Here is an 8,889-nt window from a genome sequence, read left to right as displayed (position 1 = left end):
CCACCCGCTCCGGGCGGTCAGGCTTGATCCCTTCGCGGGCGGGCTCCCCGGAAACCCCTGCCGTCGCACTGTCCGCGGTCCGGCGCCCTCTTACACCACCTGCACCGTTACCGGTCTCGTCAGGTGACCCGCTGAACTACTCGGGTGGTGAGGCGACCAGTTCGACCTCGTACCCCTGGTTGTCGGTCAGGTAGGCGGCGTAGGTGTCCGGGCCGCCGGCGCGGGGATGGCGGTCCGGGAAGAGCAGCGTCCAGCCGTGTGCCGGCGCCGCCGCGACCAGCCGGTCCACCGCGGCGGGCGGGCCGGCGTGGAAGGCCAGGTGGTTGAGGCCCGGGGTGAGCCGGTCGTGCCGCCGCCCGCGCAACGCCGGTGACTGCTCCATCACCAGGTACGTCGGGCCGAGCCGCCAGGAGCGGCCGGCCGGCCACTCCTGGAACGGCGTCCAGCCCAGCTCGCCGAGCAGCCAACCCCACCCGCGGACGGCGGCGGCCAGGTCGGGCACCCAGACCTCGACGTGGTGCAGCGCGCCCACCGGGGTATCCGGCGGGAGGGGATGCTGCGCGGTCAGCGCCTACCGCCCGGCACCCATAGCACATCTCCGCCCGGATTGGCCGTTCTTGCCAGGATGAACAGCAGGTCAGAGAGCCGGTTGAGATACTTTGCCGGGAGCGAGCTGGTCCGCTCAGGGTCGTGCGCGACCAGGGCCCACGCCGCCCGCTCGGCGCGTCGGGCGACCGTCCGCGCCACGTGCAGCAGCGCCGCGCCCGCGGTGCCGCCGGGGAGGATGAAGGAGTCGAGCTTGCTCAGGCGTGCGTTGTACTCGTCGCACCAACCCTCGATGCGCTCGACGTACTCCTCGGTGACCCGCAGCGGCGGGTACTTCGGATCCGGTTCCACCGGGGTGGCCAGGTCGGCGCCCACGTCGAACATGTCGTTCTGGATCGACGCCAGGACGCCTCGCAGCTCGTCGTCGAGTTGCCCCAGCGCGAGCGCCACGCCGATCGCGGCGTTGCACTCGTCGACGTCCGCGTACGCGGCGATGCGCGGATCGGTCTTCGGCACCTGTTCGTTGTTGCTCAGCCTGGTCATGCCGGCGTCGCCGGCCTTGGTGTAGATGCGCGTGAGGTGGACGGCCATGACGCACAGCCTACGGATACCGGACCTGACGATCCCGGTGCGCCCGGGCGCACTGCGGCCGGGCGGGGTGGGCCCCGGGGACGCCGGTGACCCGGCGGTCAACGACGTCGACGTCATCCGGGTGCGCGGCGACGCCCGCCTGGCCGGCACGGTGCACGTCGTCGGCGCGAAGAACTCGGCGCTGAAGCTGATGGCCGCCGCGCTGCTCGCCCCGGGACGCAGCGTGATCACCAACGTCCCGCGGATCACCGACATCGCGATCATGGGCGAGGTGCTCCGCCGGCTCGGCTGCGGCATCCGCTTCGACGCCGACGACCCGGTCGACCCGATGGTCGCGCACGGCGGGGTGGCCCGGTCCCGGTCGGTCGTCATCGACGTGCCCGAACAGCCCGGCACCGAGGCCGACTACGACCTCGTCCGCCGGCTGCGCGCCTCCATCTGCGTGCTCGGCCCGCTGTTGGCCCGCCTGGGGTACGTGCGGGTGGCCCACCCCGGCGGGGACGCCATCGGCTCGCGGGGGCTGGACATGCACATCTCCGGGCTGACCCGGATGGGCGCGGAGATCTCGGGCGAGCACGGCTTCGTGATCGCCTCGGCGCCGCACGGGTTGCACGGCGCGGAGATCATGCTCGACTTCCCCAGCGTCGGGGCGACGGAGAACCTGGTCATGGCGGCGGTGCTGGCCCGCGGGGCCAGCGTCATCGACAACGCGGCCCGCGAGCCGGAGATCGTCGACATCTGCACCATGCTCAACCAGATGGGCGCGCGGATCTCCGGCGCCGGCACGTCGACGCTGCACATCGAGGGGGTGCCAGGGCTGCGGCCGGTGCGGCACGCCACGGTGGGGGACCGGATCGTGGCCGGCACCTGGGCCTTCGGCGCGGCGATGACCCGGGGGGACGTCACCGTGACCGGGGTGGAGCCGGGGTTCCTGGAGGTCGCGCTCGACAAGCTGGTCTCCGCCGGCGGCCTGGTGGAGACGAGGGGCGACGCGTTCCGGGTCCGGATGGACGACCGGCCGAAGGCGGTGGACGTGGTCACCCTGCCGTACCCGGGCTTCGCCACCGACCTGCTGCCGATGGCGATCGGCCTGGCGGCGGTCAGCGACGGCGCGTCCCTGATCACCGAGAACATCTTCGACGGCCGCTTCATGTTCGCCAACGAGATGATGCGGCTGGGCGCGGACATCAAGACCGACGGGCACCACGCGGTGGTACGCGGCCGCGAGCGGCTCTCCGGCGCCCCGGTACGCGCCACCGACATCCGGGCCGGCGCGGGGCTGATCATCGCCGGGCTCTGCGCCGAGGGGGTCACCGAGGTCTCCCACGTGCACCACGTGGACCGGGGCTACCCGGACTTCGCGGCGGACCTGCGGGCCCTCGGCGTCGAGGTGGAGCCGGGCACCGCGCCGGAGGAGCCGGACCTTACCATCTGAAGGGCCCCGCCGCTGCCGTCCGCCGCCCGGGCGACACGCCTTAGCATCCGTTCAGGCGTGCCGACTAGGGTGCTGGCAGACACTCATTCAGGCGAGGGAGAAGCAGATGGCGGGTCGACTCGCGGTCGTCGGGGCCGGGCTGATGGGCTCGGGCATCGCCCAGGTGGCGGCGCAGGCGGGCTGGCAGGTGACGCTGCGGGACCTGGACGACGCGGCCACCAAGCGGGGCGTGGACGGCATCCGGAAGTCGCTGGAGAGGTTCGCCGAGAAGGGGAAGATCGAGGCGTCCGACGTCGAGGCGACGCTCGGCCGGATCACCCCGACCACCGACCTGGAGGCGGCGGCGGACGCGGACATCGTCGTCGAGGCGGTCTTCGAGAAGATCGAGATCAAGCACGAGGTGTTCCGGGCGCTGGACAAGATCTGCCGGCCCGACGCGATCCTGGCGACCAACACCTCGGCCATCCCGGTGACCCAGATCGCCACGGCGACCGAGCGGCCGGAGGCCGTCGTCGGCACCCACTTCTTCTCACCGGTGCCGATGATGAAGCTCTGCGAGCTGGTGCGTGGCTACAAGACCAGCGACGAGACCCTGGCGGCGGCGAAGGCGTTCGCCGAGGGGATCGGCAAGACCGTCGTGGTGGTCAACCGGGACATCGCCGGCTTCGTCACCACCCGGCTGATCAGCGCGCTCGCCATGGAGGCGGTCAAGCTGGTCGAGTCCGGCGTGGTCTCCGCCGAGGACCTGGACACCGCCTGCAAGCTCGGCTTCGGCCACGCCATGGGCCCGCTGGCGACGATCGACCTGACCGGCGTGGACGTGCTGCTCAACGCCACGAAGAACATCTACACCGACACCGCGGACGAGAAGTTCTTCCCGCCGGAGCTGCTCCAGCGCATGGCCACCGCCGGCGACCTCGGCCGCAAGTCCGGCAAGGGCTTCTACACGTACTGAGCGCGGACGCGGCGGGGCCGGGCACCACGGGTGGCCGCCCCCGCCGCGTCTCAGCCGTCGCGCCGGGTCGTCCAGCGGAAGGTGGTCAGGCAGAGCACCAGCCCGATGACGCACCAGGCGGCCAGCACCAGGGCCACGCGGGTCAGCTCGAAGGAGCCCGCCGGCTCGCGGGCGCCGAACGCCTCCGGCAGGAAGACCGAGCGCAGGCCCTGGCACATCCACTTCAGCGGGAAGAGCGCCGCCACCTGCTGCATCCAGCTCGGCAGCTCGGTGAAGACGAAGAACACGCCGGAGATGAACTGGAGCACCAGCGCGACCGGGGTGACGACGGCCGAGCCGCTGCGGGCGGTGCGGGCCAGCGACGAGATGGCGATGCCGCACAGCGTGCAGGCGGTGACGCCGAGCACCGACACCCAGCCGAAGGTGAGCCACTTCGCGGCGGTGCCGGGCAGCTCCAGGTCGAACAGCGCCACCGAGACGGCGAGCAGCAGCACGGTCTCCGCGATGCCGATGGCGACGACCATCAGGACCTTGCCGGCGAACCAGACCCACTTCGGCATCGGCGTGCCCCGGTAGCGCTTCAGCACCCCCCGGTCCCGCTCGATCGGGATCCAGATGCCGAGGTTCTGGAAGCTGACGGTCATCAGGCCGGTGGCGATCATGCCGGTGATGAAGTACTGGGTGTAGCTGACCCCGGGCGCGATCCGGTCGTCGAAGATCGCCGCGAAGATCACGATCATGATGACCGGGAAGCCCATCGTGAAGACGACGGACTCCCGACTGCGCAGGAACTGGGTGATCTCCAGCCGGCCCTGCCGCAGGCCGAGGGCGACCGGACCGGGCCGTCGGGCCGGGGCCGTGGCGGCCGGTGGGGCGGGCTTCGTCGTGGTGGTCATCGGTGTCCGATCATCCGCAGGTAGACGTCCTCCAGGGTCGGCCGGGTCACCGTGAGGCCGGGGACCTCGCCGCCGAAGCGCGCGGCCAGCTCGGCCACCAGCGCCGTCGGCGTCGCGCTCTCCGCCGTCTCCAGCGCCCCCTCCGGCGTACGCCAGGAGACCGTCGCGAGGGCCGCCTGCCGGTCGCCCAGCCGGTCGGGTGCGGCGACCTCGACCAGGCGTCCGCCGGCGATCACGCCGACCCGGTCGGCCAACGCCTCGGCCTCGTCGAGGTAGTGGGTGGTCAGCACGATGGTGGTGCCGGCGGCGGCCAGGTCCCGGATCAGCTCCCAGAACTCCCGGCGCGCCTCCGGGTCGAAGCCGGTGGTCGGCTCGTCCAGGAAGAGCAGCTCGGGTCGGCCGACGATGCCGAGCGCCACGTCGAGCCGGCGCTTCTGCCCGCCGGAGAGGGTGTGCGTACGCGCCCTCGCCTTGCCGGCCAGCCCCACCCGCTCGATGACCTTGTCCGGGTCGTCCGCCCCGGCGTAGAAGCCGGCGAAGTGGCGCACCACTTCCGCGACGGTCAGCTCGTCGAACTCGCCCGTGCCCTGGAGCACGATGCCCACCCGGGAACGCCAGTCGGCGGCCGGCGCGGCCGGGTCGCTGCCGAGCACCGAGACCTCGCCGGCGTCGCGCCGGCGGTAGCCCTCCAGGATCTCCACGGTGGTGGTCTTGCCGGCGCCGTTGGGGCCGAGCAGGGCGAACACCTCGCCGCGGCGGACGTCCAGGTCCAGGCCCGCCACGGCGACGTTGTCGCCGTACGCCTTGCGCAGCCCCCGGACGGAGATCGCGAGCTCGTCATCCATGTCGTCAAGTGTGCGTCCTGGCCGTGGCCGCGACCCGGCCGGGGTGTGGCGGTCCGGCCCATGCCGGGAGCTTCGCACCCGGGCGTCCGCTCCATGGAGCTGTGTGGTTTTCCACAGCGCCGGTGACTGAACGGTAACTTAGACTCCCGCCATGGACGAGAAGGCTCTCCCGGGTCGGCTGCCCGAGCGCGACCGCCCGTGGGTGATGCGCACGTACGCCGGGCACAGCTCGGCCGCCGCGACGAACGCGCTCTTCCGCCGCAATCTGGCGAAGGGGCAGACCGGCCTGTCGGTCGCCTTCGATCTGCCGACGCAGACCGGCTACGACCCCGACCACGAACTCGCCGCCGGTGAGGTCGGCCGGGTGGGCGTCCCGGTGGCGCACCTCGGCGACATGCGGGCCCTCTTCACGGGCATCCCGCTGGCCGAGATGAACACGTCCATGACCATCAACGCGCCCGCGATGTGGCTGCTCGCCCTCTACGGCACGGTCGGCGCGGAGCAGGGGGCCGAGCTGGCACGCTGCGCCGGCACCACGCAGAACGACATCATCAAGGAGTACCTCTCCCGGGGCACCTACATCTTCCCGCCGGCGGCGTCGCTGCGGCTCACGGCCGACGTCATCGCGTACACGCTGCGGGAGATGCCCCGGTGGAACCCGGTGAACATCTGCTCGTACCACCTCCAGGAGGCCGGCGCGACGCCGGTGCAGGAGGTCGGCTTCGCGCTCTCCACCGCCGTCGCGGTGCTCGACGCGGTCCGCGACTCGGGCCAGGTGCCCGCCGAGCGGATGGGCGACGTGGTGCAGCGGGTCTCCTTCTTCGTCAACGCCGGCGTGCGCTTCGTCGAGGAGATCGCCAAGATGCGGGCCTTCGGCGCGCTCTGGGACGAGATCACCCGCGAGCGCTACGGGGTGGCGAACCCGAAGCAGCGCCGGTTCCGCTACGGCGTGCAGGTCAACTCGCTGGGCCTGACCGAGGCGCAGCCGGAGAACAACATCCAGCGCATCGTGCTGGAGATGCTCGGCGTGACCCTGTCCCGGGACGCCCGGGCCCGCGCCGTCCAGCTGCCCGCCTGGAACGAGGCCCTCGGCCTGCCGCGGCCGTGGGACCAGCAGTGGTCGCTGCGCATGCAGCAGGTGCTCGCGTACGAGTCGGACCTGCTGGAGTACCCGGACCTCTTCGAGGGCTCGCACGTGATGACCGCGCTGGTCGACGAGATCGTCGCCGGGGCACGGGTCGAGCTGGAGAAGGTGCTGGAGATGGGCGGCGTGGTGGCCGCCGTGGAGACCGGCTACCTCAAGAGCGCGCTGGTCGCCTCGCTGGCCGAACGGCGGCGCCGGATGGAGGCGGGCACCGACGTGGTGGTCGGGGTCAACCGGTTCGCCGAGACCGAGCCGTCGCCGCTGACCGCGGCCGGTGCCGAGGCCGTCGAACAGGTCGACCCGGCGGTGGAGGCGGCCGCCGTGGCCTCCGTACGCGAATGGCGGGCCGGGCGGGACGCGGCGGCCGTGGACGCGGCGCTGGCCCGGCTGCGTGCGGACGCCGCGACCACCACGAACCTGATGCCGGCGACGCTGGAGTGCGTGCGGGCCGGCGTGACCACCGGCGAGTGGGCCGGCGCGCTGCGGCAGGTCTTCGGCGAGTACCGCGCCCCCACCGGCCTGGCGGGCGCCGCCGGGGCCGGCGGGGACGCCACCCTGGCCGCCGTCCGCGAGCGGGTCGCCGCCACGGCCCGCGAGTTGGGCAGCGGCCGGCTGCGGCTGCTGGTCGGCAAGCCCGGCCTGGACGGGCACTCCAACGGCGCGGAGCAGATCGCGGTACGCGCCCGCGACGCCGGCTTCGAGGTGGTGTACCAGGGCATCCGGCTGACCGCCGGGCAGATCGTCGCCGCCGCCGTCGAGGAGGACGTGGACCTGGTCGGCCTGTCGGTGCTCTCCGGCTCGCACCTGGCCGCGGTGCCGGCGGTGCTGGACGGGCTGCGCGCGGCCGGCCGGCCGGACCTGCCCGTGGTGGTCGGCGGGATCATCCCGGCCGGCGACGCCGCGCAGCTCCGGGCCGCCGGGGTGGCCCGGGTCTTCACGCCGAAGGACTTCGCCCTCACCGGCATCATCGACGACCTGGTCACCGTCGTTCGCGAGGCCAACGGCCTGAGCTGAGGGAAGGGCGGTCAGCGGGTGATGTAGGTCATGCAGTCGGCCATGTCGTTGTCCGGACCGACCTTGATCGCCGGCGCGTGGCACTCCAACTGGTCGTTGTGTCGGCAGTCGGCCCGCTGGCAGGCGCCGACCTGCGCGATGAGGCCGTCCACGCCGGCCCGGACGGCGGGCATCTCGATGAACGTGTGGCAGTGCGCGTGGTCCATGCTGCCGATCGTGATGGCGAAGGCGTGGCAGTCGCCGGTGTGGTTGTACGCGCAGGCCGAAACGACACACTCCTGGACGCGGGGCATCTCCATCGCTGCGGTCATGCCGACCTCCTTTAGACTCTTGCCCCGATTTTAGGCTTTTGGTGGGGTCTAGCGAGGCGGATTCAGCTCTGCCCGAGCACCTCCGACAGCGGCGCCGGCTCCAGGCCGCGCTCGGCCAGCCCCGCCAGGATGTGTGGCAGCGCCTCGTCCGTCATCGGCGCGTTCGCCTCCGTCACGTGCAGGACGATCACCGACCCGGGGCGCACCCCGTCCAGCGCCGCCCGCACGACCGGCCGCCACGACTTCGCGAACGGATCGCCGCTCACCACGTCTCCGTCGACCACGGTCACCCCCAGCGGCGCCAGCGCGTCCAGCGCCTTCCGGTCGTGGCACAGCCCCGGAAAGCGGAAGTACCGGGTCTGCCGCCCGCCGTACGCGGCCACCACGTCGAACGTCCGCGCCACGTCGGCCGTCATCTCCCGCTCCGGGATGCGGGGCAGGCCGTAGCAGTCCGGGGTGAAGGCCAGGTGCCCGTACGTGTGGTTGGCCAGCTCGAAGCGCGGGTTCGCGGCGAGCCGCCGGGTCACCGCCGGGTACTGCTCGACCCACTTGCCGGTCAGGAAGAACGTGGCCGGCACCCGCTCCCGCTCCAGCAGGTCGATGATCTTCATGTTCGCGTACGACCGCACCGCGCCGCTGCGCAACTGGTACCGCATCGCGTCCGTCATGTCCGCGTCGAAGGTGAGCGCCACCTTGTTCCCCACACGCGGCCCGTGGTCGACGACGGGCGGCCTCGTGCCGGGCGGGGTCGCGCCCGGGGTCGCCCGGGCGGGCGCGGCCGTGCCCGAGGCCGTCGGGGCGGGCGTCGTCGGCCCCGACGACGGGGACGGTGGCTGCGCCGCGGAGATCGGGACGATGCCGGCGGCCGTCGGGGTGCGGAGGGGGCCCGGGCCGGCGAGGAGCGCCGCGGCGGCGATCACGGCGGCGATGGTGGCGGCGGCGAGCGGAAGGCGAGGGGTCTTCACGGGCACCGGGAGATGATGTCAGCGCTTCGTGTTCTCCGTGTGCCGGGCGTGGGGTGGTGTGCGGTCTTGGTTTGGGTGGGCTGCTGTGCGGTCGCGGTGGGGTTGTTGGGTTGCGGTGCGTGGTGGTGGGGGTGTGGCCCGCCGTGCCCGGCTCCGGGCGGTCAGGCTTGATCCCTGCGCCGGGCAC

9 protein-coding genes are annotated in these 8,889 nt (G+C 72.7%); 3 read left to right on the top strand and 6 right to left on the bottom strand.

Going from position 1 to position 8,889, the window contains the following annotated elements:
• Positions 1-136 precede the first annotated feature (136 nt).
• Both AB0L34_RS31295 and AB0L34_RS31290 read right to left on the bottom strand, forming a co-directional pair.
• Entirely contained in the window at positions 137-532 is a 396-nt protein-coding gene (locus AB0L34_RS31295) for a VOC family protein (protein ID WP_363708970.1), read from the bottom strand.
• Between the two features lie 32 nt (positions 533-564).
• The gene (locus tag AB0L34_RS31290) at positions 565-1,137 is read right to left on the bottom strand and encodes a cob(I)yrinic acid a,c-diamide adenosyltransferase (RefSeq protein ID WP_363708968.1); all 573 of its coding nucleotides are present in this window, start codon (positions 1,135-1,137) and stop codon (positions 565-567) included.
• Between AB0L34_RS31290 and murA the strand changes: the two genes are divergently transcribed.
• Both murA and AB0L34_RS31280 read left to right on the top strand, forming a co-directional pair.
• Positions 1,136-2,572, top strand: a complete 1,437-nt coding sequence (gene murA, locus AB0L34_RS31285) for a UDP-N-acetylglucosamine 1-carboxyvinyltransferase (RefSeq protein WP_363708966.1) — start codon at positions 1,136-1,138, stop codon at positions 2,570-2,572. The two genes, AB0L34_RS31290 and murA, sit on opposite strands and share 2 nt — an antisense overlap.
• A 106-nt stretch (positions 2,573-2,678) precedes the next feature.
• The gene (locus AB0L34_RS31280) at positions 2,679-3,527 is read left to right on the top strand and encodes a 3-hydroxyacyl-CoA dehydrogenase family protein (protein WP_363708964.1); all 849 of its coding nucleotides are present in this window, start codon (positions 2,679-2,681) and stop codon (positions 3,525-3,527) included.
• A 50-nt stretch (positions 3,528-3,577) separates the two neighbouring features.
• Here AB0L34_RS31280 and AB0L34_RS31275 read toward each other — a convergent pair whose 3' ends face one another.
• Both AB0L34_RS31275 and AB0L34_RS31270 read right to left on the bottom strand, forming a co-directional pair.
• Positions 3,578-4,423 (bottom strand): ABC transporter permease, encoded by an 846-nt coding sequence (locus AB0L34_RS31275; protein WP_363708962.1) that lies wholly within the window; start codon positions 4,421-4,423, stop codon positions 3,578-3,580.
• Positions 4,420-5,268, bottom strand: coding sequence for an ABC transporter ATP-binding protein (locus AB0L34_RS31270; protein ID WP_363708960.1), 849 nt, complete (start codon positions 5,266-5,268; stop codon positions 4,420-4,422). Before AB0L34_RS31270 ends, AB0L34_RS31275 begins: the two co-directional genes overlap by 4 nt.
• A 151-nt stretch (positions 5,269-5,419) precedes the next feature.
• Here AB0L34_RS31270 and AB0L34_RS31265 point away from each other — a divergent pair, with 151 nt between their 5' ends.
• Entirely contained in the window at positions 5,420-7,426 is a 2,007-nt protein-coding gene (locus AB0L34_RS31265; protein WP_363708958.1) for a protein meaA, read from the top strand.
• Positions 7,427-7,437: 11 nt separating this feature from the next.
• Here AB0L34_RS31265 and AB0L34_RS31260 read toward each other — a convergent pair whose 3' ends face one another.
• Together AB0L34_RS31260 and AB0L34_RS31255 are read right to left on the bottom strand one after the other, a co-directional pair.
• Complete coding sequence (locus tag AB0L34_RS31260; RefSeq protein WP_357459581.1) at positions 7,438-7,737, bottom strand: DUF1540 domain-containing protein; 300 nt, start codon at positions 7,735-7,737, stop codon at positions 7,438-7,440.
• Between the two features lie 62 nt (positions 7,738-7,799).
• On the bottom strand, positions 7,800-8,708 hold the full coding sequence (locus tag AB0L34_RS31255; RefSeq protein ID WP_363708956.1) for a polysaccharide deacetylase family protein: 909 nt from the start codon (positions 8,706-8,708) through the stop codon (positions 7,800-7,802).
• Between the last annotated feature and the right edge of the window lie 181 nt (positions 8,709-8,889).

Source organism: Micromonospora sp. NPDC052213 (assembly GCF_040679695.1).
In the GTDB taxonomy this organism is placed as follows: Bacteria; Actinomycetota; Actinomycetes; order Mycobacteriales; family Micromonosporaceae; genus Micromonospora.
Note: the sequence above shows the minus strand (reverse complement) of the source record. Positions and strands in the feature narration are given on the sequence as shown.